Origin of the sequence: Nonomuraea sp. NPDC049714, assembly GCF_044465295.1 — a bacterium.
Classification (GTDB): domain Bacteria; phylum Actinomycetota; class Actinomycetes; order Streptosporangiales; family Streptosporangiaceae; genus Nonomuraea.
This window is the reverse complement of record NZ_JBITLM010000002.1, coordinates 109110-135802: the sequence shown is the minus strand read 5'-3', so window position 1 is coordinate 135802 and position 26693 is coordinate 109110. Positions and strand designations below refer to the sequence as shown.

Below are 26693 nucleotides of genomic sequence, written 5' to 3'. Positions count from 1 at the left end.
AGTCCTATACCTATCCATTTGCGTCCGGTAATGTTCACATATCGGGGATACATAGTCGTATGGCGAACGGCAGGGCTGGCCGACTCGGCAGCTCCCCATGAGAGGTAAGACAGATGGCTCGATCAAGAACAGCCCTCGCGAGCGCCGGCCTCACCGCGGCGGCGTTGCTGCTCGCCGCCTGCGGAGCCGGTGGCGACGCGGGCTCGGACGGGGCCGGCGGGGCGGAGCGGCTCACCTACGTCTCCTACGGCGGCTCCGGCCAGGACGCGCAGATCAAGGCGTTCCAGGAGCCCTACACCGCCGCGCACCCCGACGTGACCTTCGTCAACTCGTCGCCGGCCGACGTGGCCCAGGTGAAGGCGCAGGTGACGTCCGGCGTCGTCCAGTGGGACATCGTCTCGGTGGCGCCCGCCGCGGCGAAGCAGCACTGCGGAACCCTGTTCGAGAAGCTGAGCCTGCCCGGCCTGAACGCCGCGGACTTCGTCTCCAAGGCGATCGGCGAGTGCTACGTCGGCAACTTCGCGAACGCGAGTCCTTTCGCCTACAACGCCGACAAGTTCCCTGACCCGGCGAAGGCGCCACGGACGATCAAGGACTTCTTCGACACGGCGAAGTTCCCGGGCAAGCGGGGCGTCATCACCAACCTGCAGAACGGCATCCTGGAGTACCCGCTCCTCGCCGAGGGCGTCGCGCCCGACAAGCTCTACCCGCTCGACGTCGACCGCGCCCTGAACAAGTGGGCCACCATCCGCCAGGACACCATCTTCGCGCCGAACGTGGGCGCGCTGCAGCAGGCGGCCAGCTCCGGCCAGGTCGACATGTTCCTCCTGTCCGACTCGCGCCTGATCGCGCTGCTGGAGGAGAAGAAGAACATCAAGATCGTCTGGGACACGACCGTGGTGTCGGTCAACGCGCTCGCCGTGCCGCTCGGCACGAAGCACAAGGCGACCGCGCAGGACTTCCTGCAGTCGCTGGTGCAGCCCGGGCCGGTCGCGAAGATCTCCGAGATGCTCGGGACCGTGCCGGTCAACCTCACGGCCAAGCCGAAGCTGACCCCCAACGGCAAGCTCGTGGAGGTGTACGGGCCGGTGAACACCGGAAAGACCGTGGTCCAGGACATCGACTGGTACGCCCAGCACTGGGACGACGTCACGACCAAGCTCACCAACTGGCTGGTGGGCTGAGAGTTGACTCACAGGCTCGCGTCCCGATTCAGTTCTCCATGTGAACTAGAATTCAGTCATGGCGAACATTGACGTGACCGGCGAGGGTTCCGGCTCCGACATCCAGGCGGTTCAGCGGGTCGGTCAGATCTGCGCGCTCTTCGGTCCGCGTACGACCGAACTCACGGCCGCCGACGTGGCGGAGCGACTGGGACTGAACCGGACGACGGCGTACCGGTACTGCGCCTCGCTGGTCACGGCCGGCATACTCGAGCGCGGGCAGCGCCGCGGCACGTTCGTCCTGGGCGGCCTGATGGTGCAGCTCGGGATACACGCCCTGGCCCGGCGGCGCGTCGTCGAGATCGCGCCGCCGTACCTGGCGGAGCTCAGCGCCGCCGTCCGCATGACGACCGTGCTCGGCGTCTGGGGCGCACGCGGACCCGTCGTGGCCATCGTCAACGAGGACCTCAGCCGCACTCTCGTCGTGACGGTCCACGCCGGCACCCAACTCGACCTCAACTCGTCGCAGTTGCGGGTCTTCCTGGCCTGCAAGGACGAGCAGGCGTTCGAACAGATCACGGAGGGCGTCTCGGACGCCCGGCGGGCGGAGCTGGAGGCGGGGGTCTTCATGGCCCGGCGCAACGGCTACAGCATCACCAGCCACCCCGACGGCCTCTTCGCGGCGGCGGCGCCCGTGTACGACGAGTACGGCATCTGCGCCACCGTCGCGGTGCTCGGCGCCGACCAGATGGCCGACCTCTCACCCGGGTCACCGGCCCTCACCAAGCTCCTTAGCATCGCCGCCACGCTCAGCGACGAACTGGGCGGCGGCCAAGAGAGGAAACGTATTGCCGAGCTATGACGAGATCGCCGGTTCGAGCTGGGACGTCTTCGGACCCGGCGATCAGCTGGGCACCGTCAACCTCCTGACCCCCGAGCGCGTGGCGGCGGCGGCCCGCCTGATCCGCACCGGCCGCCGGATCAACCTCGACTACCCGATCAACGCCTTCGAGCCCTACCCGACCGGCACCAGGCATCGGACCGAGCACCACGTCTTCGCCAACAACGAGTTCCACCGCGACGACTGGCTCGACTCGTTCTACCTGCAGTCCACCTCCCAACTCGACGCGCTGCGCCACATCGGGCATCCGCAGCGCGGCTTCTACGGCGGGCTCCCGGCGGCCGACAACAACGAGGGCTCGACGGCGCTCGGCATCCACAACTGGGCGGAGTCGGGGATCGCCGGCCGCGGCGTCCTGCTCGACGTCCCCCGCTTCTTCGCGCTGGAGGGCCGGCCGTACGACTGCGAGCAGACGATCGCGCTCGACGACGTGACGCTCGACGCCATCGCGCGCTCGCAGGGCGTCACCTGGCAGGGCGGCGACATGCTGCTGCTGCGCACCGGCTGGGCCGAGAACTACGTCGCGAAGTCGGTCGAGGAACGCGTCGAGTTCAACAAGCGCAACAAGTCCCCGGGGCTGGCCCAGCGGGAGTCGGTCCTGCGCTGGCTCTGGGACCACGAGATCGCGCTCGTCGCGGGCGACAACCCGGCGGTCGAGGCCGACCCCGTGATCGAGTCCGATTTCCGCACCGACGGCGACCGGCCCCCGGAGCGGGGCGTGGATCACAGCGGGATGCTGCACCGGCCCCTCATCGCCCTGCTCGGCATGGCGATGGGCGAGCTCTGGAAGCTCGACGACCTCGCCGCCGACTGCGCCGCCGACGGGGTCTACGAGTTCTTCCTGACGTGCAAGCCACTGAACCTCGTCGGCGGTGTCGGTTCGCCACCGAACGCCCTCGCCCTCAAGTAGCGGTCATCGCACCGGCAGGAGAACCATGAACTACGTCACGGCCGGGACACTCCGGCTGCCGCCCCGCGTCCACTTCGGCTACGGATCACGCGCGCAACTGAGCGAGGTGCTGCGCCTCCATGGCCGCTGGGTGCTCGCGATCGTCGATCCGTTCCTCATCGAGACCCCGATCTTCAGGGAGACGATCACCAGGCTCGAGGCCGACGGCTTCCACGTCGCCGTACACAGTGACATCAGCCCGGAACTCCCCACCGCGTCGCTGGACGCCGCGGCGGCGTTCGCGCGGGAGCACGCGCCCGACGTCATCCTCGCCATCGGCGGCGGCAGCGCGCTGGACGCCGCGAAGCTGGTCGGCCTGCTCGTCACCCACGGCGGGCCGCTGAGCCGGTACTACGGGGAGAACCTGGTCCCGGGGCCTTCGCTGCCCCTCGTCGCCGTCCCCACCACCGCCGGAACCGGGTCGGAGGTGACCCCGGTCGCCGTGGTGTCCGATCCGGAGCACGAGATGAAGGTGGGGATCTCCAGCCCGTACCTGATTCCCACGGCCGCGATCGTCGATCCGGAGTTCACCCTCGGCGCTCCCCGGAGCGTGACCGCGTTCGCGGGCATCGACGCCCTCGTGCACGCGGTCGAGTCGTACACCGCGGCCCGGCTCGAACCGTCCTGGGACACCACCCTGCCCGTCTTCACCGGCCGGAACGCGTTCACCGAGAGCGTGGCGCTGCGCGCGGCGGAGCATCTCGGCTCCTCGCTGGCGGCGGCGGTCGGCGACCCCGGGAACCGCGGGGCCCGGGAGGAGGTCGCCTTCGGCAGCCTGCTCGCCGGCGTCGCGTTCGGCGCCACCGGCACACACCTCTCGCACGCCCTCCAGTACCCGATCGGCGCGGCCACCAAGACGCCCCACGGGCTCGGCACCGGCCTGCTGCTTCCGTACGTCCTGCGAGCCTGCCTCACCGACGCCGATGCCGACGGCGAGGTCGCCGAACGGATCGCCGCGATCGGCGGCGCTCTCGGATCCACGGCGGCCACCACGGAGGCCAGGGCCCGCGACGCCATCTCCTCCATCGTGGCGCTCAACCGCACGATCGGCGTGCCGGCCTCCCTCCAGGAGATCGGGATCACCCGGCCGCAGCTCCCGCGCCTCGCCGAACTGGCGTCGCGCTCCGCGCGGCTGATCGCGATCGCGCCGATCCCGGCGCCACCCGCCCTCCTGCTCGACATCCTCGAACACGCCTACACCGGACGGAGCGACTCATGACCTACCTCGCGGACCTCTTCATCGACGGCGAGTGGCGTCCGGGCGGCGGTGAGCGCTTCGACGTGATCGACCCCGCCGACCAGACCGTCATCGCCCGGTTCGCCGCCGCCACCGAGGACGACTGCATGGCCGCCGTCGACGCGGCCGCGAACGCGCAGACCCGCTGGGCTGCCACCGCGCCCAGGGAGCGGAGCGAGCTGCTCCGATCCGCGTACGAGGTGCTCACCGAGGAGGTCGAGCAGTTCGCGGAGATCATCGTGCGGGAGAACGGGAAATCCTGGTCCGACGCGGTCGGGGAGGCGAACTACGCCAAGGAGTTCTTCCGCTGGTTCGCCGAGGAGGCCGTCCGGATCCCCGGCGACTACCGTCTCTCGCCGGCCGGGGACAAGCGCATCGTCGTCGACCGGCAGCCGATCGGCGTCTCCCTGCTGATCACCCCGTGGAACTTCCCCGCCGCCATGGCCACCCGGAAGCTCGCTCCCGCGCTGGCCGCCGGCTGCACGACCATCCTCAAACCGGCCAGGGAGACCCCGCTGACGGCCGCGTACATCGTCGAGGTGCTGCGGCGCGTCGGCGTCCCCAGCGGCGTGGTGAACCTGGTGACACCGGTGCCGACAGGCCCCCTCGTGGCCAAGATGATCAACAGGCCGGAGGTGCGGAAGCTCTCCTTCACCGGCTCCACCGAGGTCGGCCGCGACCTGCTGCACGCCTGCGCCGACAGCGTCGTGAGCGCCTCGATGGAGCTCGGCGGGAACGCGCCGCTCATCGTGCTCCCCGGCGCCGACATGGACGTCACCATCGAGGGGGCGATGCTGGCCAAGATGCGCAACGGCGGCGCGGCCTGCACCGCCGCCAACCGCGTGTACGTGCACAGCTCGCGGCACGACGAGTTCGTCGAGCGGATGACCGCGGAGCTGGCCGCCCTGTCCGTCGGCCCCGGCCTCGACCGCTCCCGGCAGGTCGGCGCGCTCGTCTCGATCGCCGAACGCGACAAGGTCGCCGAACTCGTGGACACCGCCGTCTCGGAGGGCGCGACCCTCGTCCACGGTGGCACGTCCTCCGAGAAGGGCGCCTTCTATGACGCCACCCTGCTGACAGGCGTACGGCACGGGTCGCGCATCACCTCGACCGAGATCTTCGGCCCCGTCGTGACCGTCGTGGCCTACGACGACGTCGACGAGGCGGTACGGATGGCGAACGACACCATCTACGGGCTGATGGCGTACGTGTTCGGGGAGGAACGCGAGGCCGTGGCCGTCGCCCGGCGGCTGGAGGCGGGGATGGTCGCGGTCAACCGGGGTGTCGTCAGCGATCCGGCGGCGCCGTTCGGCGGGGTCAAGCAGAGCGGGCTCGGACGGGAGGGCGGCTCGGAGGGCATCCTGGAGTTCCTCGAGGAGAAGTACATCGCCCTGACCGCCCACCCATAGGGCCTGCAAGCCCTCTCCGCTTGCCGGAAACCACGGCGGTTCCCGTTAACTGTCGCGTCGGGCAAGGGCGAGCCCGTGCGCGGCGGTGAGCAGAAGCGCCCAGATCGTGAGGACCGCGGCAGCGAACCCCGGCGGGAGCTCAGTAACGGAATATCCGGGAGTGCCGAGCAGGCTGAGGCTCAGCTGGTCGGGGAGCAAACGGATCACTTCCGGCAACTGGAACACGCCGGTCGCGATGAGGACCGGGATGAGGACCAGGATCGCCAGCGGTGCGATCGTGCTGCGCAAGAGCCCCGCGAGCCCGTACGCGACAAGCGCCATCAGCGTGTACGCGGCGGCCCAGCGGCCCAGATCGAGGAGGATGCCCCCGGCGTCTGTCTTGTCGGCGATGGTGATGGTGAGGCGTTCGGGGACGAGCACGAGGAGCGCGGCGGGAACTGTGACTGCGAGAAGTGCGGAGAGCTTGGCGAGGGCGAGGGTGACCCGGTTGGGAGTGGCGGCGAGGGTGACCCGAATCTGCCCGGACTGATACTCACTCCCGGCCGCGTAGACCGGGAGGACGAGGAATACGTACACAGGCGCGAACATCAAGGTGCCGAGTTCCGACAGCGGCACCAGGCGGCCGCCGACGCCGAGACGTACCAGGTCAGTGGCGTGTATGACGCCCAGAGTCGTGTTCAGCAGCAGCGTGATCACGATCGCGATCGGTGTGGCTGGGTGAGTGAGGATCTTCGTGACTTCTGCGGTCACGAGGTCGCGGCGCCGGATGACGGGTGGGATGGGGCGAACGGTGTGGTTCATGGTCTGGTGGCTCATCGGGCGTCTCGGCGGCGTACGACCACCCCGGCCACGGCCACGCTGATGCTTGCCCAGGCGATCAGTACGATCGTCGCGTGCAGGGGGTCGGCGGTGAGCGGCGGGGTGGCGCCCTCACGAAGCAGCAGGTTCCGCGCCGCGCTGTAGGGCAAGAACGCGTCCATGACGGGTGAGACGAGCGCGACGAGTTGGGTCATCGTCAGTCCGAGGAGCACGGCTATCGCGATGATCCCGACCAGAGTACGGCGAGCGATGAGCGTGATCCCGAGCGCGACGAGAGTGATCGTGACCGTGAGCAGCAGAATTCGGCTCTGACCGAGAATCGCTTCCTGACTCCACAGGATCGATGGGTTCCAGTCCTTCACGACCAGGTACATGAACGCGGTTGCGATCGCAGCGAATACCAAGCCCACCACCAGCGCGTAGAGGGCGGTCGCGATCGCCTTCCCGAGGATCAGGCGAGCACGAGAGGGCACGGCCAGGACACTCACTCCGAGCTGTCCGGCACGGATCTCCGACCCCGCGATCACCGCGCCCAGCACCCACACGAACAGGCAGATCTGGAGCGAGCCCGCTACCAGCAGTTCGATCAGCGCGGGTTCGGCGGGTTCGGTCCTGCCGACGAATATCTGGATCATCCCGTCCGGGGTGATCGACGACATCGCTCTCCTGAACAGCCCCGCACCCTGATATTGCACAAGAACGTGTAAGGCCACGAGGATGCCGGTGACGAGCCACACGGTGGGCTGAGTGACGATCTTGGTCAACTCAGAGCGAACGACAGCGATCATCCGGATCACCAGCTTTCGCCGGGGGTGCTGCCGGTGAGGGCGAAGAACGCCTCCTCAAGCGAGGCATGCCCGGTGGTGACCTCGTCCAATGTGCCATGGGTCACGATCCGACCCCGGTTGATGATCACCACGTCGTCCACAGTGTCGGCGGTCTCGCCCATCAGATGACTGGACAGCAGCACCGTGCGCCCCTGCTCGGCGTAGCGGCGCAAGAAGGTGCGCACGGTCCGAATTCCCTCCGGGTCCAGTCCGTTGACCGGCTCGTCCAGCACCAGGATGTCCGGTTCGCCGAGCAGCGTCGCCGCAAGTCCAAGGCGCTGTTTCATGCCGAGGGAGTATTTCCGCACCCGCGTCCTGCCGGCGTCCGCCAACCCGACCTGTTCCAGTACCTCGCCCACCCGTCGTGCGGGGATGCGATTGGACTGGGCGATCCAACGCAGGTGATCGATGCCGCGACGTTCTGGGAGCGGCGCGGCACCGTCGAGCATCGCCCCCACTGTTCGCAGCGGTTGGGCAAGCCTCTGGTAAGGCTTTCCGTTGATATGGGTGAATCCGGCGGTGGCGCGGTCAAGACCCAAGAGGATGCGGAGAGTGCTGGACTTCCCGGCCCCGTTCGGGCCGAGGAATCCCGTCACCCGGCCAGGCTTCGCTGTGAACGTCACGTCTTCGACGGCGGTTTTCGCTCCGTAGCGTTTGGTCAACCCGGTGATCTCGATCATGCGTGACGAAGCTCCTCGCCGTGAAAAATAGGTAGCGGTCCTGACCATTCGTGCGTGTTCACCAGCGGCTGTGGCGACCCCTCAAGTATGGATACTTCACGTATGACCCGCGTGAATTCCTTGGATTCATCTGCCAAGGGTCACTCGGAGTGCACCGTAATCCGGGAAGTCATCTCAACCGGCGGTGGCCGCGCCATGCGTGACGAACTGACGCTCGGCGAGCTCGCGATAGAGGTCAGATCGTGTGAGGAGCTCGGCGTGCGGCCCTTGCGCGACCACTCTGCCCTCGTCGAGCACGATGACCGTGTCGGCGGCCATCACCGTTGAGAAGCGATGCGCAATGACCAGGACGGTGCGGGCAACGTCCGCGGACAGCAACACGTTCTGAACGAGAGCCTCGTTCCGGCTGTCCAGATTTGAAGTGATCTCGTCGAGCAGCAGGATCGGGCTTCTCGCGAGCACAGCCCTGGCAATCGCCAAACGCTGCCGCTCCCCGCCACTCAGGCGCGAGCCCAGCTCGCCGACCTCCTGATCAAGATAGCGGCTGGCCGAAAAGCGGTCGGCAACCAGACCGACCTGGACCAGTGCCTCCGCACACTGCTCATCGCCGGCCGCAGGCGCGGCGAGGAGAAGATTCTCTCGCACCGAACCGGAGAGTACGACCGCTTCCTGGTCGACGTACGCGACTTGCGCGCGCAGTTCGTCTCTGGAAAGTCCTTGCACATCCCGCCCGCGGAACAGGATGCGTCCGCTTGATGGCTCATAGAAGCGTTCGAGAAGCGCGAACAACGTGGACTTTCCGGCTCCGGACGGGCCGACGATCGCGGTCGACTTGCCCTCCTCGATCGCGATCGATACGTGGTGAAGGGCGGCACGGTCGGGCTCATCCGCTGATGGCTGAGGGTAACGAAAGGACACATCCTCAAGCCGGAAGATCGCCTTGTCCACGACTTCGCTCTGCGCGCCGAGCTCCGGCCTCAGGACGTCACGCTCGATCGGCATTGATTCGACGTCAAGGATGCGAGACAGAGCCCCGAACGCTTCGCCCAGCATCGAGATGATGCTGCCGAACATCATCATCGGCGCCGCCATCAACATCAGGTACATGATGAAGGCGCTCAGCTCGCCGGTCGACAGCGCTCCCGACGCGACCCGTAGCGCGCCTGCGCCGACGACTGCGATGAGAAGGATCTGTACGGAGATCCCGGTAAAAGTCTGGATCACGGCCTTGAGCCCGGCCGCGGAGAGACCCGCGTCCAGGGCCTTCGCAGCGTGCGCCACCGACGCATCCGCCTCGCGATCGACCGAACGCGCGGCTCGAATCGTCTTCATCGACCCCAGGACACGGGATACCGAGCTGGCGAGGTCGCCTACGGCGCCCTGCAGACGAAGCCCAGCAGGACGAGTGCGTCGCCCGATCAGGGAAATCGAGACGAGGACGGCGGCGACCGCGACGACGGCCAGACCCAGCAGTACCGGATCGATGAGCGCCATCATCACCACCGAGACCAGCACCGTGATGCCGCTACCTACCAGTTCCACCAGGCCTGAGGTGAGGATCGTCCGCGTCTGCGACACATCCGTCGTCACGCGTGACACCAGGTCCGCCCGATCCCGGCTCTCGAGCATGTCCAGGGGCACCCCATAGATGTGCCGAACCAACCGCTCGCGGGTATCAAAGGCGAACCGCTCGCCCGCCCGCTGCATGATCACCTGACGGCCGCCGGTGGCAGCGGCGCTCAACAGGAGCAACGCGCACATGGCCAGTGCGAGGCCGACGGGGACGGTCCCGTTGAACGCGTCGACGATGGCGGAGACCACGACGGGCTGCGCCGCAGCGGCTCCGGTGGCGATGAGACCGATGAAGAACGCCCCGATCAATTGCGCGCGATAAGGGCGCAGCAGTGGGACTGTTTCGCGAAAGCCGACGATCCGGGGCGGCGGACTGAGGACGGGGTCGATGGCTGGGTCCACGGCACGGTCGAGGATGTCGCTGGTCATTCGACGCTCCCTTCGCGGACGGGTGCATCTCCTGGGCCGAGCGTCAGCGAGTACTTCGGGACGACCGTGAGCATCTTCTGAAAGCTGACGATGTCGTCGGGCTCGCCGACTGCCCGCCCGTCGACCTCCACCCACGCATGGGCCGCGAACGGCGCGTCCCTGATCCCGGTGCACCACGACAAGCCGTACCCGTAAGATCGAGACAGAAGGACGGTGGCGACCGATCGTGGCAGGCATCCTTCTCCGGCGCACACGCTGCTCACCGATACGACGGCCTCGCGATAGCGGACGATATCGGAGAGCTCGGGACGGCGCCCATTGCGGGTGACGCGTTCGAGCAGCCGGCGTAGCGCCTCGGGTGACACGCGGCAGGCTAAGAACGCCAATCCCACTGCTGCGCGTGCACGAACAGTCATCGACCGCCCCGGGGGTGCGCCTGATGGTTCGGGGAGAATCGGGGAAGTCATGATGTCTTCTCGATGAGTCGGGCTCTGCCCAGCTCCTTCAGCAGGGCCATACAGTCGGCCCGGACAATGTCGGGGTCCACGGAGAATTCGGCGGCGACCTCCCCGACGACATCCTCCACGGAACGCCCTTCGGAGAGCGCGGATATCAGCCGCATCCCGGACGGGTTCAGGTGCCAGTAGACCCCCTTCCTGGTGTCGAGCAGAAACGCCCCGCTCGTCTCGTCCACAAGTTTCACCCCTGGCTTCAGTTTCATCGCGCTGCTTTCTGTTGCGCGGTCCCATGGAGCCGGTCGTCCCGAACCGATCTCAGCCAACGCTCCGCGAACCCGAGATAGGCGATGTCCGCGTACGCGAGCCCGTCGACTGAGTAGGCGTCAAGGGAGCGGACGACAACGTCAGCGGAGACGATCCCCATCTGTTCCAGTACCGATCCCTCCCGGAACAGCCTCCGTAGCCGGTCGAGATGCCGGCGATGTTGGTCGAAGGTCTCTGCCGAATATTCACCCTTGTCACGGCGCAGGAAGTAGTCGATGGACATCGGACCGGGCCGGGCCGCAGCGAGCAAGGGCTTGACGGGATACTGATATGTCCGCTCAGAAATGTTCAGCGAAAGCGCGGGTTCGACGATCCGCCGATCCAGGTAGGGGCTGTCGAAGTAGAGATCGCTGGTCGTGTCCACGGTGTGGTTCATGCGTCGCACAGCCGCGCCATGGACTGCGAGATACTGAACGATCTGGTGCACCGTTCGGTCGGACGCGAACTCTCCGGCCCCGCCCTCAAGCTCCCGCCGAGCCAGGTCCGCGATCTGTGCCCGGGCGTCGGGACGCACCGCGGGATGGACGCGCGGCGTCGCGATCCAGCGCGAATATTCCTCGGCGTCATGTTTCGGACGTGCGAGGTTTCCCTGTGCCAAGCGTTCGAGGTCCTGCCGATAGGACCGTTGATGCCCGAGCATCCGGATCATCGCACCGAGCGGGATGCGGTTGAGGGTACGGTGCCGCCATGCTCGCCTGAAGCGCTGGGGAGCTGATGAATGCACAAGCGACCACAGCATTGTCGAGACCGGGCCGAACAGGGCGTCGCCGGCATGCCCGTTGAGATGAATGGTGCTGCCGGTGCTTGCTATGGCATCCGCGATGGACGGCGTGGCGGCGGACGCCGTGGCTGACAAGCTCGGTCCCTCGGGGAGCCGGCTGAAGGTGACGGCATCATCGTCATCCAGGCTCGAAAGCACGGACTGGTACGGCACGGTGATGTGAGGGGAGCCGATCTCTCGGGCGGCACGCTCTGCCCACTGCCAGTCGGTGTTGGCTGTGTTCTGTGAACGCATGAAGAAGGTGTGGTGTTTCAGTCCGGTCTCCGAGACGTGGAAGCTGAGGGTCGTAGAGTCCAGGCCACCCGACAGATCGGTACTTACTGTCGTCCTCTGCCGTGTACGCGCGGCGATCGCTGCCTGAATCCCTGCCGTGAGCTCGGGGGCCAACTCGGCAAGACGGCGCGTCGGCGTGGGTGGTGTCCACCACGTCCGACGGCGTGGCGCGGAAATTCCGCTCACGTCGAGATACTCGCCGGGTCTGAGGCCCTGTACGCCGCGCCAGATCGAGTGGACCGAGAAAGGGTAGGAGAGTTCGGCGTTGGTCAGTCGGGAGACGAGGACGGCCTCGTCGAATTCGAGGCCGTTGAGCCTCGCGAGCGGTAATTGCTCGTCGCTGATCGCGCTCGATCCGTCAAACTCGGTCCAGAACAGTGATCGTGCGAGAAACGCGGGAGCCTGTGCTCGTAGGCGACCATGCTCTCGCGCCAGAAGGATGGCATCGAATTCGACGATGTCCGCGGCCAGCGTGTCGAGATCAGTGACAGAGCCGATGTTCTTGATCGCGCCGCCCAGCTCCTTGTCGCTGGGCACGCATCGGCCGACGACCGCGACGTCGATCGCCCTGTTCCGCGCGACCACGAACGTGCGGTTGCCCGAATCACCGAGAATCCACGGCGCGCCGGAGGGGTGTCGGTGAAGCACCGGTCCGACGACCTCGTGGAGGTGGGCGAGCGCCGCATCCCGGTGGGGTACATCGGGAAGGATGATGAGGGCCACGCGCTCTCCTCTTTGTTCTCGGAGGCTGGTCAGTAAGCTACTCGGACGGTGGGTACGGAGCAGTTTCGGTCTGTTCCGTACCCACCCATGACGCGCCCTGGCTTACGGCCAGATGACGAACAGCGCCGGGTACCCGAAGATGTCGTTGTACGGCGAACCGCCCAGGCTCTTCGTCAGCGCCCGGAACCCGCCGACTCGCGTCAGCGACGGTGTGGTGTAGGTAGCCATTTCTCCTCACCTCCCCTCATGGTCTGTAAGTGGGCTCGACTTCGACAGCGGCCAACTCCACGACCGAGGATTCCAGGCGAATCAGAGCTGGGATCAGACTTCTCATGGAGTCACGCAGTGAACGTCGGCCATCACCATGAGCAACTCGACCGGCGAGACATTATCCAAGATCGCTGCGTGGATCCTTCCCAGTCGCGGCGACGGGTCAAGGCCGGCGGTGTCGCGAAGATGAACGCGAAAGCGCGCGAACGCCTCGGTCGCCTCGGCGGACATTCCCGCCGCTGCATGCGCCGTCATCGACAGAGCCCAAACGCCCTCCCGCGTGGGGTGGCGCACCTGTAACGCTGCGAGCAGGGCGAGAGCATCATGAGTGCGTCCCGCCCGCAGATAGCAGTCCGCCCGTAGTTCCTCCGCCCAGGCGCGCTCGGTCTCCAACGCCACCGCGGCCTCCTGAAGCCACAGCACCTCTCGCACATCCGCGAATGCCTCATCACCTCGCCACAGACCGATGGCTTCTTCGAGGACGGAAGCCGAAAGGTGGAATTCACCTCGTGCGTAATGGAACCGTCCCGTGGAGACCAGGTCGCGAAAGTTGACGGCGTCGATGGAACATCTCGCCGGATCCAGCCAGTACCCAGCGCTGCGCGCGCTCTTCAGCACCGCATCCGCTCCGGGGCCCAGCATGCCGCGGAGCTTTCGTATGTGCTTATAGACCACGTCATTCGCTGACGAGGGCGCCTTCTCTCCCCAGATCAGTTCGGCGATCCGGGAGACGGTCAGCCGATTTCCCCGGGCGTTGACCAGCAGGCCGAGCACGGCGCGGGTCTGCCTCTGCATCTGATCACACCAGGAAATCCCGGTGAGCAGATCGACGTGGCCGAGCACCTGGCACACAACATGCGCTTCGCTGTTGCTCCCCGTCACAGAATCGCTCTCCTTTTTCTCTCTCGGTCAGAGCGACCAGCCCGACGACATGGCACTGGTCGACGAAAAGCAGGAACAATTCAAGATCACTAATGCAGTAACGTTGACATGTCAAGTCTTGATCGCATCAGAGGACGTTGGGCACGGTGTGGCGGTCGCGTTTTCACATTCGTTCTCATCGCGGCGGCTGTGCACCTGATCGAGCCGTGCTGTAGCTTAGGCATTACCCCGGGCTCGCGGCCCTGTCGCGTAAACAGGCTCGTCGCGATCGGACGGGCATCGCGATCGAACGGCTACTGGTGGTGTCCATGTGGCGGTGACGGTGTGTGACCGTCAGTCCTCGATGTCGCGAGATCGCGAGCCGGCCGCATTCGGGGCAACGCGCCCGCACGTCGAAGTCCGAGGATCCACGAACCATCGGCTTCCCACATCCTTGTCCAACCGAACACCCGGCTGTCCAACCGAACCCGGCTGTCCAACCGGACACTCAAGAACCTCGCCAGCACCATGATCGGTTGCACACGAGCCCGCCTGCCTGGTGATCATTTGTCTTGGTCGACAAAGATCATCCCAGATGGCGGGCGCGTTTTCGTTCCCTTCGGCCGTGCTCGCCGGTAGCAGAGGGTAATCATCGGACGCTGCCGAGCGTCCTCGACTGAACACAGAATCTGTCGCAGTGTGAAGAGTCACATAGCCGCATCATGCCCGTTCTTCCGCGAGTTCGCTGGGATTTCACCCGGACAGAGATATCCGTGAGCGCATCCAGGGCGGACATTCTCCAGCAGGAGATCCCGAAATTCGGGAGCATCGATGTGATCGTAAATCAGCATGTCCCGGGGCGCTGTCCGGCGCAAGCGGCGGAGTATGGAGCCGGCCGTGCTGTCTACAAGACTTCTACACGTTTTCTAAGTACTCTCTGAATGCCTTCTACGTACTTCTAGACGCAGGTGAACCCTCTTTATCGGGACATGGCCACCACGCCACTTTCCAGGCGTCTCGACCGCGGTGTCTCCGAATTCGGCGAACTGCTCCGGATGTCGAGGGCTCCGACATCGACGCCCCCGGGCAAGGGCGAGTGCAAGGACCCCGCTGGTCCAGGAAGCGGTTGATCCAGCTCATCTTCCAAGCAGGATGCGAACCCCGCGGTAGGAGCGCGGTGCCGGTCAGGTGCCGTGGCGGGCGAGGTGGTCGGCGGCGCGGATGGGGTCCGGGAGGCGGAAGCGGGGAGCCAGGCGGAGGACCTGGTTCGTGGCCGCGTCGAGGGTGATGCGGTGGCCTTGGGAGACGTACACCGGCTTGATGGCTCGTTGGGTGCGCAGGGCGCGGCCGACTGTGGTGTCGTCGAGCACGATGGGGGTCCATGAACCGCGTTCACGGTCCGGGGTGGTGTGGGTGCCGACGAAGGGGGTCTTGGCGACGCCGAGCGATGGCAGGCCGGTCAGCACGCCCAGGTGGCAGGCCAGGCCGAACCTGCGGGGGTGCGCGAGGCCGTAGCCGTCGCAGACCAGCAGATCGGGGGCGACGGTGAGGCGTTCGAGCGCCTCCACCAGGGCGGGCAGCTCGCGAAAGGCGAACAGGCCCGGTCGGTACGGGAACGCCGCCTTGCCGTGCACCACCACCTGCTCCACCACGGCCAGGGTGCCGGCGTCGAGCACGACCACGGCGGCGGACAGCGCGTCGACGCCGTGGTAGTGCACGTCCAGGCCCGCCACGGTGGTGAAGTCGGTAGGGCCGGTCAGCTCGACGTGAAGGCGGAGTCGCTCCTGGATGGCCTCTGCCTCGGGGACACTGGTCGGCCAGGGGTGAAGCTGGTTCACATGCACTGACCAAAGCTAATGGACCAACGGTCAACGCGGGTCGATCGGGGTCAGCGACCGGCTCCGGTCCTCGATCGCCTCGGCGGCGTCCAGGCACAGGTCCTCCCGGAAGCGCGGGCCGATGATCTGCACGCCCTGAGGCAGGCCGGCCGCCTCACCGGTCGGTACGGCCACGGCGGGGAGGCCGAGCAGGTTGACGGCCACGGCCATGCGCAGGGCCGCCGGCCACCCGGCGAGCCATGCGGCGTCGGAGTCGGCGCCGACTGTGAACGCCGGGCCGGTGCTGATCGGTGCGAGCACGAGCGGGGTCTCCAGCATCCACGCGTGCCAGGCCCGTGCGATCTGGGCGCGTTCCAGCAGGGGGTCGAAAGCCGGCTCGCCCCCGGCGCGGGCCCAGTGCGGCTGGAAATCGGCCCAGAAGCGTACGAATCCACTAGAGGCCAGGGACTCGACCGGAGGCTGCTTCTCGTGCGCCCGGCCGTAGGCGGACATGATCTGCGTGTAGATCTCTCCGGCCCTGGTCAGCGCCGGAGGCGAGCCCTCCTCGACGACGTAGCCGGACACGGTGAGCAGCTCCGCCGCTCGGCGCAGGGCGGCCGCGACTCCGGGATCCAGGTCTGGCCCGTCCGGGTCGGTGGCGAGACGTACCCGGATGGGAGGTTCGACCGGAGGGCCGTCGAGCGGCACCGGCGCGTACCAGGGATCACCGCCGGAGCGTCCGCACATGTGCGCGAAGGCCAGCCGCAGATCGCTCACCCGGCGCGCGATAGGACCGTGCACGCCCAGGAGTTGGAACGCGAACGGCGTCGGCTGAGCCCCGCCGCCCTGGGACACCCGGCCCAGCGACGGCTTCAACGCGGTGACCCCGCAGCACTGGGCCGGCCAGCGCAGCGAGCCCGCCCCGTCGTTGCCCAGGCCCAGCGGCGCCATGCCGGTGGCCACGGCCACGGCGTCGCCCCCGCTGGAGCCGCCGGGCGTGTGACCGGCCGACCACGGGTTGCGGGTGGGACCGCGCAGGTCGTTGTCGGTGTGCCAGCGCATGCCGAACTCCGGCATGTTCGTCCGCCCGATCGGGATGGCGCCCGCCGCCCGCAACCCGGCGACATGCGGTGCGTCCGTGGCGGCGATCGCGTCGCGCAGTGCGACGATCCCCAGCGTCGTCGCCGAGCCCGCGACGTCGATGTTCTCCTTGACCGTCACGGGAACGCCGGTGAGCGGACCGGCTGTCGCGCCCGACCGTACGGCTTCGTCGACCGCGTCCGCCGCCTGGAGCGCCGTCTCCTCCAGGACGACCGTGATCGCGTTCACCTCGGGGTTGACCTGGGCGATCCGCCGGAGATGCGCCTCGACCACCTCGCGGCTCGACACCTCACGCTCCCGGATCAGCCTGGCCATGTCCGAGGCGGACAACTCCCAGATTTCCGACATGCTTTCTCCCCTGGTGGTGGTGTGCCGAGGAATCTAGGGCCCGCTGGCGGAAGATTGCAGTCTTGTCTTTCCCGCGTGCGTCAGCCGCCCGGCTTCGGGCCCTCGCGGGTTGGCGCGTCCGCGGTGATCTGGGCCTTCGAGCGATACTTCCTTTCACTGGGAGTCGCGTGGTCGTCCTATTACAAGGGCCATAAGGGGAAATGCTGGGTAGTGTCAGGACCCATGAGCGATGTCCTGGTGCTGGTCGGCCCTGGGCTGGCCGCAGACGAGGCACTTCTCGGCGAGATCGCCGAGCGCGAGTTCGCCGCACTGGGTGTGCGTGGCGTGATCACACACGTACGGGACGCAGCGGAGGTCCGAGCCCGTACGCGCCCGCGACAGGGCACGAGTCCTGCGCCGATCCCGGCGACAACGCCCGCCGGAGTGCCGGGCAGGGAGAACGGATCAGGACACGTTCGCACGCCGGCAGGGGGTGACGGCGGGCTGGCGCGGCGGCGCGGTGCTCGGGTCCAGGCCACCGTGATCATCCCGGGGCCTGAGGAGGACATTCGGCGGCTGATGGGGGAGTCGCTCGGCTTGGTCGTCTGGCTGGACATCTGGAGGGCCGACGGCATCGTGGTGGGGGAGGGTGCCGCCCACATCCACGGTCGTGGGCTCGGCGGTCTGGCCTGGGCGATCCGGCATGCGGTACACCGCCTGCGCCACCCGTACCACCGCATTTCATACGGCCCGCACCACGAGCAGTGGGCGGACCTGTACCTCCCAGCGGAAGCCCGGACGGGGGCGTCCCAGGAGGAGATGTCCCGGGGGAAGGCGTCCCGCGAGAGGGCGGTTCCTGTCGAAGGGACGGCTCCGGAGGAGCTGGTTCACGAGGGGGAGATTCCCTCCATGAGGGCGGTTTCCCCCGAGGGGGTGCAAGAGAGGGTCGGCTCTTCTGAAGGGGCGGGCCGCGAGGTAGTGGGGGCGCTTCTGGAGGGCGGCGAGGTAGCGGTGCCGGCTTCGGAAGAAGGGGCGTTGGCGCCGTTGCCGGTGGGGGCGGTACGGGTGCCGGTCGTGGTGTTGGTGCACGGTGGATACTGGCGATCCGTATGGGCGGCCGATCTGATGGACGCCCTCGGCGCCGATCTCGTCGAACGTGGCTTCGCCGTATGGAACCTCGAGTATCGCCGGCCCGACCTGCACGGCTGGGAGGTGGCCACGGCTGATGTGGCCGCCGGCCTGGACGCGTTGGCTTCGGCGGGAGCGCCGCTGGATCTGGGCAGGGTCGCGGTGGTGGGGCACTCGGCGGGGGGACAGCTCGCGTTGCGGGCGGCGGCGGACGGGGCCCGGGTCTCGCTGGCCGTGTCGCTGGCGGGGGTGCTGGACCTGGTCGAGGGCGACCGGCGGTGGCTCAGCTCGGGCGCGGTGGCCGCCGCACTCGGTACGGTCGCGTCCCACATGCCGCACATCGCAGGTGGCGTACCCGGGAAGGCGACCAGCCGTGAGCGGTCGGTGGCGGACGGGCATGAGATGGCCAGGAGTGTGTACGCTGCGGCCAGCCCGATGCTGCGGTTGCCGTTGGGGGTGCGCCAGCTGATCGTGCAGGGGTCGGGGGACGATCTGGACCTGCTTGACTTCGGGCGGAGATATGCGAAGGCAGCCCACGACGCCGGCGATGATGTGAAATATCTGGAAATGGTGGGAGACCATTTCGCTGTCATCACCCCCGACACGCCCATCTGGCGCGCCACCGCCCTGAGCATCACCGACGCTCTGCGGTAAGCCGCCGGCTCTGCCACAGCCGAGGGGCAACGGCCGGGTTCAGGGACACGGCACGTGCCCCCTGGACACAAACCTCGCCGCCCCGTACCAAGGAGTGATGGAGGTCACGATCGTGGGCGCCGGCCTGCTCGCCCGCCGCCACCAGGCCACCCCTGTCCGAGCGCGTGCGGCCAGGCGCCGCTACCGCACGCCGAGGTGGAGCGCGCGGTGACCCGCCGGCGCCGGAGGGCCGGCAGCGGCGATCGAGGCGGCGGGCCTGGCGCGCGTGGCGTGCCGGGGATGACGGATCGAAAGAGATGGTGAGCATGCTCTCGTACGCCAGCGCCACCGCGCGAACCCCGCTCCTGGGCGAGACCATCGGCTCGAACTTCGAGCGGACCGTGTCGCGCTTCCCCGACCGCGAGGCCCTGGTGGACGTGCCCACCGGACGCAGGTGGACCTATGCCGAGCTCGACGCCGAGGTGGACCGGCTGGCGCTGTCGCTGCTGGCCCGCGGCGTCGCCAAGGCGGACAGGGTCGGCATCTGGGCACCCAACTGCGCCGAGTGGGTGATCGTGCAGTACGCCACGGCCAAGATCGGCGCGATCCTGGTCAACGTCAACCCGGCCTACCGGGCGCACGAGCTCGCGTACGTGGTCGAGCAGTCGGGCATGCGGCTGCTGATCAGCGCCCTGTCGCACAAGGGCAGCGACTACCGTGCCATGGTCAAGGAGATCGGCTTCGCGGACGCCGTCTATCTCGGCGACCCGAGCTGGGAGCGGCTGCTGGCCAGGTCGGCGGAGCCGGGCGCGCTGCGACGGCGGATGGCCGAGCTCGCCTTCGACGATCCGATCAACATCCAGTACACCTCCGGGACCACCGGCTTCCCCAAGGGCGCGACGCTCTCGCACCACAACATCCTGAACAACGGCTTCTTCGTGGGAGAGCTCCTGCACTACACCGAGGCCGACCGGGTGTGCCTGCCGGTGCCGTTCTACCACTGCTTCGGCATGGTGATGGGGAATCTGGGCGCGACCTCGCACGGCTCCTGCGTGGTGATCCCGTCACCGGGGTTCGACCCGGAGGCGACGCTGCGCGCCGTACAGCAGGAGAGGTGCACCTCGCTGTACGGGGTGCCGACGATGTTCATCGCCGAGCTGGGCGTGCTGCGCGGGTTCGACCTGTCCACGCTGCGGACGGGCATCATGGCCGGGTCGCCGTGCCCGGTGGAGGTGATGAAGCGCGTGGTCAGCGAGATGAACATGCGCGAGGTCGCGATCTGCTACGGCATGACCGAGACCTCCCCGGTGTCCACGATGACCAGACCGGACGACGATCTGGCGCGCAGGACCGAGACGGTCGGCCGGGTGATGCCGCATGTCGAGGTGAAGATCGTGCACCCGGAGACGCGGCTGACGGTGCCGCGCGGCGAGCCGGGGGAGCTGTGCACGCGCGGTTACTCGGTGATGCTCGGCTACTGGGAGCAGCCGGACCGGACCGCCGAGGCCATCGACGAGGCCCGCTGGATGCATACCGGCGACTTGGCCACGATGGACGACGACGGCTACCTGAACGTGGTCGGCCGGATCAAGGACATGATCATCAGGGGCGGCGAGAACGTCTACCCGCGCGAGGTCGAGGAGTTCCTCTACCGCCACCCCGACATCAGCGACGTGCAGGTGATCGGCGTCCCGGACGAGAAGTACGGCGAGGAGCTGATGGCCTGGATCATCATGCGCCCGGGCGCCGCCCCGCTGACGGCGCGGGCGGTCAGGGAGTTCTGCGCGGGCCGGCTGGCCCACTACAAGATCCCCCGGTACGTCCACGTGGTGGACTCGTTCCCGATCACGGTGACCGGCAAGATCCGCAAGGTGGAGATGCGGGCGCAGGCGCTCGACCTGCTCGGGCTGCGCGCGGCTGCCGAACTCCGGAACGCCTGAGACACCCGGGTCAGCTAGACAAAACGGACAACCCCTAGCATGTCTCCGTGATCGTTGGTGAGGTGTTCGGCCTGCTCGGCGTCGGATTGGCCGCCGGGGTGGTCAGCACCGTGGTGAGCCTCGCCTCCATCGTGTCCTACCCGGCGTTGCTGGCCTTCGGGCTGCCACCGCTCACCGCGAACGTCACCAACACCGTCGCACTGCTCTTCACCGGGATCGGCGCCGCCTTCGGTTCCCGGCCGGAGCTCACGGGGCAGGCGCCGCGCGTGTTCCGGCTGGGCTGGCTGACCGCCCTGGGCGGCGCGACGGGCGCCGGTCTGCTCCTGATGACGCCGTCGGAGACGTTCGAGCAGATCGCCCCCTGGCTGATCGGCGGGGCCTCGCTGCTGCTGGTACGCCCCCCGAAGGGTGAGCCGCACGGCGACCGCGGGCTGCTGATGCGGTTCGCGCTGTTCGCGGTGGCCATCTACGTCGGCTACTTCGGGGCGGCGGGCGGCATCCTGATGCTGGCCGTGCTCTCCTCCATGCTGGGCGGTGGCCCCGCCAAGATCAACGCGCTGAAGAACGTGCTGTCCGGGCTGGCCAACGCGGTGGCGGCACTGGGGTTCGCGGTGTTCGGCCCGGTCGACTGGGCGGCCGCCGCCCCTCTGGCCGTCGGCTTCCTGCTGGGCGGCTGGCTCGGGCCGAAGATCGCGCGGCGCCTGCCCGGCCAGAGCCTGCGCTACCTCGCCGCGGCCTGCGGGCTGGCGGTCGCGATCAAGCTGGGGTACGACGCGTACACGACCTGAAAGCCGGCCGTTTTCTCAGGGTTCTAGATGCGGATATCGATCGCGCCACAACGTCGCCGACTGTGTCTTCGACCTGCTCCAGGACAAGCCCGACACTGTCGCCCTTCAGGTTGTGCCCGCTGACCCAGAGGATGCCACCGCCCTGGCCACCGTCGCGGCGGCGCGCAGCGCGCGCGTCCATGCGGGACCGGCCTTCGCTGCAGCGTGCACGGTAGACGCACCGGTTGGGGTTGCCACCGGCCCGTTTCTCCCTGCCGGTCGCCGAACCCGACGCGACCGTCCGCTCACCCTCCAGCACCATGCGAACGGCTTCTTCCTTGAACTCCGGCGAGGACTGCCTACGACGCCTCGTCACGTACGTACCTCTTCCAGACTTCTGTCAGCGTATGTAGCCGACTATCCGGAATCTGCTAGGCACCTCAGCTTCAGCCGCCCTGCTGCGACAGGACAGCGGTGGTGGTCTTTCACCTCCACTCGAACAGCGAGCGCCTCACGGCGCACACTCCGGTAAACACAGACGCCACGGCGTGAACGTCCAGATCCTCGCCGACCCCGCCGGCCGGCTCGTGTGGGCCTCACCCGCCCTGCCCGGCGCCACTGACCGCAGCCCGAACAGTCGGTCTGATCGACGCGCTGACCAACGCCGGAGTGACGACCTTCGCCGATAAGGGCTAGCAGGGCGCGGGCGGCACAATCCGCACCCCGTTCAAGCGCCATCGCCACCGTCCCTGGCTGTCACGCGAGCAGAAGGACGTCAATCGCTCCCACGCCCGCATCCGCGCCCTCGGCGAGCGAGCCGTCGCAGCCTTGAAGACCTGGAAAGTCCTGACCAAGCTCCGCTGCTGCCCACGACGCACCACCGCGATCGTGCAGGCCATCCTCGTCCTTCAACTCATCGACGAGGATCGCTATTCAGGATGAAAGGGCTCCATAGACGCCGCCGACGACCATGATCCGGCTATCGTAGGTCACGAAGCAGTAAATGACAACGGAAAGTGACGAGCAATGACTGATGACGTAAACCCACTGGGGCGTTTCGCACTGGCCGGTACGGCGCAGAGCCGTGTGGAGGAGTGGGCGGCCGGAGCGCAGGCTCTGGCCCTGCTGACCCTGGTGCACGAACAGGGATGGACGGCCTTCCTCGCGGAGCCGCGCGACTTAGGCCAACTCGCCACTTTTTCACACCTCCCGATCGACACAATTGCGAACATTGTCGCAGTCCTGGAGGCTCACGGGTTCGCTGAGCGACGCGACGGACAGGTCCGGCTGAGTCCGGCCTATGCGGCCCTGTCAGCCGACGATGCCATGGTCGACCTCGGCAACCTGCTCGACCGTGCGGAGCTGATGACCCGGCTGGTTCGCGAGGCGGCTCAGGGTACGGGTGACCTGTCGCTCGGCGGCGACGACGCGCTTGTCATCGCCAAGGCGGCCGGCGGGCGTACCACGCCGGTGACCCAAGCGGTATATGGGCGGTTGCTCGAAACATTACCGGAGTTCGCTGAGGCGATTCGGGACGGACGGCTGCTCGACGTCGGTTGCGGTGTGGCTGGTTTCGGGCTGACCGCGATCACAATGTTTCCGAACATGCGGTCGGTGGGAATCGAGCTCGTGCCCACCGTGGCGGCCGAGGCGGAAAGCCGGGCCAAGACGCTCGGGGTGGCGGACCGGGTCGATGTGCGATGCCTGGACGCGCAGGACTTCGACGAGCGGGACGCCTTCGACGCCTGCTTCTGGGCTCAGCCCTTCTTCCCGGAGCATTCCCGAGCCGGGACGCTGCGCATGATCCGGCGAGCTCTGAAGCCGGGAGCGCTGCTGGTGATGCAAGAAATGGAACGTGAGCCACAGGACGAAGCCCAGCGCCTGGCTTTCGTTCTTCGCCGCTTGGTCTACGAGGGCCTGGGGGTGCCGTTCGCCCAGAGCGCCGAACGCCTGATCGTCGAGGGGGAAGCCGCCGGACTGGCTCAGCCTCGCATGGTCGCCACCGATTTCGGACGAATCGTGCTCATGCGCCGACCGGAGGAGGGCTGATCCTTCCCCGCCGCTTCGGCCGGCACTGCGCAGCGCGGGGGTCAGGCGGCGTCGACGGTCGCGGCGAAGCCGCGGATGGCCTTGGCCGATTCTTCGGGGGCCTCCGCCCTGGTTCATGCGCAGACTCCCTCGCACACCACGCCACAGCTGTTCCCGCGCCACCGCCTCACAGAACCGCTCGCACCACACCTGTTGCGCTTAATTGGATCACGCTTACAGCCCTTGAGCTGAGGCGATGTGAGGACTCCGTTCCCGCAACACGTGGAGAATCCTCACACGGCCTGAAGGCGGCCGCGCGGCCAGAACGGTGGGTGGCGCGGGCGGAGGCCTGGGGAGGGGTGGTGCTCAGACGAGCTTGGCGAAGCGCAAGGCCACCTCGCGCCAGATCGGCGTCGAGACCGGCTCGTCGGCGACCGCCCTCGCGTACACCTCGTCGGGGTCGAACCCGTCCGCCCGCCACTCACGGATCCGCTCCGGCACCACCTCGGGGTGGAACTGCACCCCCCACGCCTGCTCACCCACCCGGAACGCCTGGTACGGGCAGCGCTCGGTCTCGGCCAGCCAGACGGCTCCAGGCGGCAGCGCGGTGATGGCGTCGACGTGGTGCTCGATGGCGGGCACCACCTCGGGCAGCTCGCGGAACAGCAGGTCGGAGGCGGCCTCCGGCCTGATCGTGACCGGGAGGCTGCCGTTCTCCGGCGCGCCGGCGTCTCCGGTCACCTCACCACCGGCCACCTCCGCGATCATCTGCCCGCCCAGGCAGATCCCGAACAGCGGCCGCCCGTCGTCCAGCGCCTGCCCCACCAGCTTCCTGGTGGGCGCCAGCCACGGAGCCCGGTCGTCCTGGCTGGGCAGGTAGCCACCGCCCAGCATGATCATGGCGTCGTGCTCCAGCCGGTCGGGTACCGGCGCGCCGTCATAGGCGTGCACCACCTCCAGCCGCAGCCCGGCCTCCTCCAGCCAGCCGCCGAACCGGCCGGGGCCGCCGCTCCGGCTGTTCTGCACGATCAGGACGTCACGCATCGCAGGTCTCCGTCAGGAAGTCGTCAGGTCAGGGCGGGTCATGGTGAGGGCGGGTCAAGGTCGTGGTGGGTCGAGGTCCGAGCGGGCCGAGGTCAGGGGAGGTTCGCGGCCCTGGCGGTGTGGCGCAGCAGCAGGGCGGTGGTCACCGGCCCGACGCCGCCGGGCACCGGGGTGAGCGCCCCCGCCACGCCCGCGACCGCGTCGAAGTCCACGTCACCGGCCAGGCCGCCGTCACCCGTCGGGTTCGTGCCGACGTCGATGACGACCGCGCCGGGCGCCACATGGCCGGCGCCGATCAGTCCGGCCCGGCCGGCGGCCACCACCAGCACTTCGGCGGCCGAGGTGACGGCGGCCAGGTCGCGGGTGCGCGAGTGGCTGACGGTGACCGTGGCGTGCCGGTCGAGCAGCAGGTGGGCCAGCGGCTTGCCGACCACCGTCGAGCGGCCCACCACCACGGCCCGCCTGCCTGCCAGTTCCACGCCGTAGTGGTCGAGCAGGGCCATCACCGCCGCCGCCGTGGCGGGCACGAACGCGGGCAGGCCCGCCGCGAGCCGGCCCAGTGAGAGCGGGTTGGCGCCGTCGACGTCCTTGCGCGGGTCGATGGCGGCGGCCAGCTTCTGCGCCGAGAGCCCGGCGGGCAGCGGGGTCTGCAGCATCACGCCGTGCACGCCGGTGTCGGAGCTGAGCCGGGCCAGTGTCTCCCGGACCTGCTCGGCCCGCGCGCCGGGCCCCAGATCGACCAGGTCGGCGGCGATGCCGACGCCGGCCGCCGCCTTGGCGATGGACCGGACGTACCACAGGCTCGCCTCGTCGTCGGTGGCCACCACGACGGCGAGCCGGGGCTGCGGCCCGGCGTCCACCTCCGCGGTGGTCTGCGTCTTGATGGCCGCGGCCAGCTCCCTGCCCGTCAGCTTCCTCACACGCCCGTCCTCTCACCCACGCCGCCGGTCACGCCTCATGCTCCCAGGTCCGCCTATGGTCGCGTCCTATGCTGTCAGGCCCTCGCGCACCCGGGCGGTCACCCGCTCGGCGCGGGCCATGGTGTCGTCGGCGTCCGCGAGCCGGGCGCGCAGGCCGTCGCGGGTCCGGTCGTCACGGATGCCGCCCAGGTTCACCTCGACGTTGACCCGGGCCGTGGCGATGGCGGCGCGGGCGGCCTCGGCGGCGGCCGCGACGTCGGTGAGGAGGTTGGGGTTGCCGATCGGCAGCAGGGTCTCGCAGAGGCCGACCAGGCGCGAGGCCAGCTCCGCCACCTCGGCGGGCGGCTCGGCCGCGTCCACCAGAGCCGCCGCGATGGCCAGCGTGCGCTCCTCGCCCTTGGGCAGCCGGTAGGCGTCGGTGACCGCGGTGAACGCCGCCGTGTCGTGCTCCGCCAGCTCCAGCGCCCGTGTCCGGGCCTCGTCGGTCTCGATGATCACGCGGGTGACGGTCTCGGCGTGCTCGGCGTACTTCTCGCCGGTGGTGTAACGAGCCACCATGCCGAGCAGCGCGGCGGCCTGCGCCGCGTGCAACGCGGCGGTGGCGCCGCCGCCCGGCGCGGGCACCCGGTCGGCCAGCGTGGACAGGAAGTCGACGATCGTTGTGTCGCGCATGGCGGCATTCTGCCAGCCCGCGCACCGCTCACTCGCGGTGCATCGGCCGCGTGGTGTCCTGCTGCGGGACATCTGGGGAGTACGGGTTCCGCGCGTACGGGTCCGGGCCGCCAGGGCGATCCGGTGACCCGGAAGCGTGGGAGGGGCCGTGCGGGTGGGGAGCGTACGAGGGCGCGTGCTGAGCGGGAGGGTAGGCGGGACCGTAGGGGCCGGTGGATGCGTCGAAGGCGGGCCGCACCCCGCGCCAGCGGGACGGGAACGCCGACACCACCAGCAGCAGGACGCCGATGACCAGCAGGATCCCCTGGTAGGACAGGTTGCGGTAGCCGTTGTCGAGCATGGCAGGCAGGAACCCCCGGGGCAGGATCCGCGTCCGGCCCATCAGCTCCAGCAGCGGCAGGCTGCCTACCGCGACGAACGTCAGCCCGCCGAGCAGCGACGCCACCGGCGACAGCCGGGAGCCGGCCAGGAAGGCCAGCGCGATCCCGGAGAGCACGAGCAGGCCGAGCCCGAGCCAGGAGAAGGCGAGCATGCGCTGCATGGTGAGGGTGAGCTCGGACACGCCGTACAACAGCCCGGCGGCGATCAGCGGCGGCAGGAGCAGTCCGGCGACGATTCCCAGAAGATGGCGCACACCGTT

At 68.4% G+C, this 26693-nt stretch carries 24 protein-coding genes and 1 pseudogene; 10 read left to right on the top strand and 15 right to left on the bottom strand.

The window, feature by feature from the left end; genetic code table 11:
- Positions 1 to 113 precede the first annotated feature (113 nt).
- Genes ACIBQX_RS07505 through ACIBQX_RS07485 form a run of 5 tightly spaced genes read left to right on the top strand, consistent with a single transcriptional unit; the run spans position 114 to position 5659 of the window.
- A complete protein-coding gene (locus tag ACIBQX_RS07505; RefSeq protein WP_397001723.1) occupies positions 114 to 1184 on the top strand; it encodes an extracellular solute-binding protein in 1071 nt (356 codons plus the stop codon).
- A 58-nt stretch (positions 1185 to 1242) separates the two neighbouring features.
- Positions 1243 to 2025: an IclR family transcriptional regulator gene (locus ACIBQX_RS07500; protein ID WP_397001721.1), complete on the top strand. Its 783-nt coding sequence runs from the start codon at positions 1243 to 1245 to the stop codon at positions 2023 to 2025.
- Positions 2012 to 2974, top strand: coding sequence for a cyclase family protein (locus ACIBQX_RS07495; protein WP_397001719.1), 963 nt, complete (start codon positions 2012 to 2014; stop codon positions 2972 to 2974). Before ACIBQX_RS07500 ends, ACIBQX_RS07495 begins: the two co-directional genes overlap by 14 nt.
- A gap of 25 nt (positions 2975 to 2999) precedes the next feature.
- Positions 3000 to 4232: an iron-containing alcohol dehydrogenase gene (locus ACIBQX_RS07490; protein ID WP_397001717.1), complete on the top strand. Its 1233-nt coding sequence runs from the start codon at positions 3000 to 3002 to the stop codon at positions 4230 to 4232.
- On the top strand, positions 4229 to 5659 hold the full coding sequence (locus tag ACIBQX_RS07485) for an NAD-dependent succinate-semialdehyde dehydrogenase (RefSeq protein WP_397001715.1): 1431 nt from the start codon (positions 4229 to 4231) through the stop codon (positions 5657 to 5659). Before ACIBQX_RS07490 ends, ACIBQX_RS07485 begins: the two co-directional genes overlap by 4 nt.
- A 45-nt stretch (positions 5660 to 5704) precedes the next feature.
- Here the strand turns inward: ACIBQX_RS07485 and ACIBQX_RS07480 are convergent, their stop codons facing one another.
- From ACIBQX_RS07480 to ACIBQX_RS07430, 11 genes are all read right to left on the bottom strand, one after another.
- Complete coding sequence (locus ACIBQX_RS07480) at positions 5705 to 6475, bottom strand: ABC transporter (RefSeq protein ID WP_397001713.1); 771 nt, start codon at positions 6473 to 6475, stop codon at positions 5705 to 5707.
- Complete coding sequence (locus tag ACIBQX_RS07475) at positions 6472 to 7266, bottom strand: ABC transporter permease (protein WP_397003819.1); 795 nt, start codon at positions 7264 to 7266, stop codon at positions 6472 to 6474. The genes ACIBQX_RS07480 and ACIBQX_RS07475 overlap by 4 nt, the downstream gene beginning before the upstream one ends.
- Before the next feature lie 5 nt (positions 7267 to 7271).
- Positions 7272 to 7985, bottom strand: a complete 714-nt coding sequence (locus ACIBQX_RS07470; protein ID WP_397001711.1) for an ABC transporter ATP-binding protein — start codon at positions 7983 to 7985, stop codon at positions 7272 to 7274.
- 174 nt (positions 7986 to 8159) lie between these two features.
- Positions 8160 to 9986 (bottom strand): ABC transporter ATP-binding protein, encoded by a 1827-nt coding sequence (locus tag ACIBQX_RS07465; protein WP_397001709.1) that lies wholly within the window; start codon positions 9984 to 9986, stop codon positions 8160 to 8162.
- Positions 9983 to 10402 (bottom strand): lasso peptide biosynthesis B2 protein, encoded by a 420-nt coding sequence (locus ACIBQX_RS07460; protein WP_397003817.1) that lies wholly within the window; start codon positions 10400 to 10402, stop codon positions 9983 to 9985. Before ACIBQX_RS07460 ends, ACIBQX_RS07465 begins: the two co-directional genes overlap by 4 nt.
- Positions 10403 to 10449: 47 nt before the next feature.
- Positions 10450 to 10707: a PqqD family peptide modification chaperone gene (locus ACIBQX_RS07455; RefSeq protein WP_397001707.1), complete on the bottom strand. Its 258-nt coding sequence runs from the start codon at positions 10705 to 10707 to the stop codon at positions 10450 to 10452.
- Positions 10704 to 12545, bottom strand: a complete 1842-nt coding sequence (locus ACIBQX_RS07450) for an asparagine synthase-related protein (protein ID WP_397001705.1) — start codon at positions 12543 to 12545, stop codon at positions 10704 to 10706. Before ACIBQX_RS07450 ends, ACIBQX_RS07455 begins: the two co-directional genes overlap by 4 nt.
- A 102-nt stretch (positions 12546 to 12647) precedes the next feature.
- Positions 12648 to 12773 (bottom strand): lasso RiPP family leader peptide-containing protein, encoded by a 126-nt coding sequence (locus ACIBQX_RS07445; protein ID WP_397001703.1) that lies wholly within the window; start codon positions 12771 to 12773, stop codon positions 12648 to 12650.
- A gap of 102 nt (positions 12774 to 12875) precedes the next feature.
- Positions 12876 to 13697, bottom strand: a complete 822-nt coding sequence (locus ACIBQX_RS07440) for a BTAD domain-containing putative transcriptional regulator (RefSeq protein WP_397001701.1) — start codon at positions 13695 to 13697, stop codon at positions 12876 to 12878.
- 1163 nt (positions 13698 to 14860) lie between these two features.
- Entirely contained in the window at positions 14861 to 15520 is a 660-nt protein-coding gene (locus tag ACIBQX_RS07435) for an endonuclease V (RefSeq protein ID WP_397001699.1), read from the bottom strand.
- A 24-nt stretch (positions 15521 to 15544) separates the two neighbouring features.
- On the bottom strand, positions 15545 to 16942 hold the full coding sequence (locus ACIBQX_RS07430; RefSeq protein WP_397001697.1) for an amidase: 1398 nt from the start codon (positions 16940 to 16942) through the stop codon (positions 15545 to 15547).
- A gap of 222 nt (positions 16943 to 17164) precedes the next feature.
- Between ACIBQX_RS07430 and ACIBQX_RS07425 the strand changes: the two genes are divergently transcribed.
- The 5 genes and pseudogenes from ACIBQX_RS07425 (at position 17165) to ACIBQX_RS07405 (ending at position 23438) form a co-directional block, all read left to right on the top strand.
- Positions 17165 to 18703, top strand: coding sequence for an alpha/beta hydrolase (locus tag ACIBQX_RS07425; protein WP_397001695.1), 1539 nt, complete (start codon positions 17165 to 17167; stop codon positions 18701 to 18703).
- Positions 18704 to 19008: 305 nt separating this feature from the next.
- Complete coding sequence (locus ACIBQX_RS07420) at positions 19009 to 20622, top strand: AMP-binding protein (RefSeq protein ID WP_397001693.1); 1614 nt, start codon at positions 19009 to 19011, stop codon at positions 20620 to 20622.
- 47 nt (positions 20623 to 20669) lie between these two features.
- Complete coding sequence (locus tag ACIBQX_RS07415) at positions 20670 to 21410, top strand: sulfite exporter TauE/SafE family protein (protein ID WP_397001691.1); 741 nt, start codon at positions 20670 to 20672, stop codon at positions 21408 to 21410.
- Positions 21411 to 21910: 500 nt separating this feature from the next.
- Positions 21911 to 22331 (top strand): annotated as a pseudogene (locus ACIBQX_RS07410) (transposase family protein); the annotation flags it as partial.
- An 84-nt stretch (positions 22332 to 22415) separates the two neighbouring features.
- Positions 22416 to 23438 carry a methyltransferase domain-containing protein gene (locus ACIBQX_RS07405; protein WP_397001689.1) on the top strand — a complete coding sequence of 341 codons (1023 nt, stop codon included), beginning with the start codon at positions 22416 to 22418 and terminating at the stop codon, positions 23436 to 23438.
- A gap of 345 nt (positions 23439 to 23783) precedes the next feature.
- Here ACIBQX_RS07405 and ACIBQX_RS07400 read toward each other — a convergent pair whose 3' ends face one another.
- The 4 genes from ACIBQX_RS07400 to ACIBQX_RS07385 all read right to left on the bottom strand — a co-directional run bounded on the left by ACIBQX_RS07400 (position 23784) and on the right by ACIBQX_RS07385 (position 26687).
- Positions 23784 to 24461 (bottom strand): type 1 glutamine amidotransferase, encoded by a 678-nt coding sequence (locus ACIBQX_RS07400; RefSeq protein WP_397001687.1) that lies wholly within the window; start codon positions 24459 to 24461, stop codon positions 23784 to 23786.
- A 92-nt stretch (positions 24462 to 24553) separates the two neighbouring features.
- Positions 24554 to 25381 carry a bifunctional 5,10-methylenetetrahydrofolate dehydrogenase/5,10-methenyltetrahydrofolate cyclohydrolase gene (locus ACIBQX_RS07395; protein WP_397001685.1) on the bottom strand — a complete coding sequence of 276 codons (828 nt, stop codon included), beginning with the start codon at positions 25379 to 25381 and terminating at the stop codon, positions 24554 to 24556.
- 66 nt (positions 25382 to 25447) lie between these two features.
- Positions 25448 to 26053 carry a cyclodeaminase/cyclohydrolase family protein gene (locus ACIBQX_RS07390; protein WP_397001683.1) on the bottom strand — a complete coding sequence of 202 codons (606 nt, stop codon included), beginning with the start codon at positions 26051 to 26053 and terminating at the stop codon, positions 25448 to 25450.
- Positions 26054 to 26081: 28 nt separating this feature from the next.
- On the bottom strand, positions 26082 to 26687 hold the full coding sequence (locus tag ACIBQX_RS07385) for a hypothetical protein (RefSeq protein WP_397001681.1): 606 nt from the start codon (positions 26685 to 26687) through the stop codon (positions 26082 to 26084).
- Positions 26688 to 26693 lie beyond the last annotated feature (6 nt).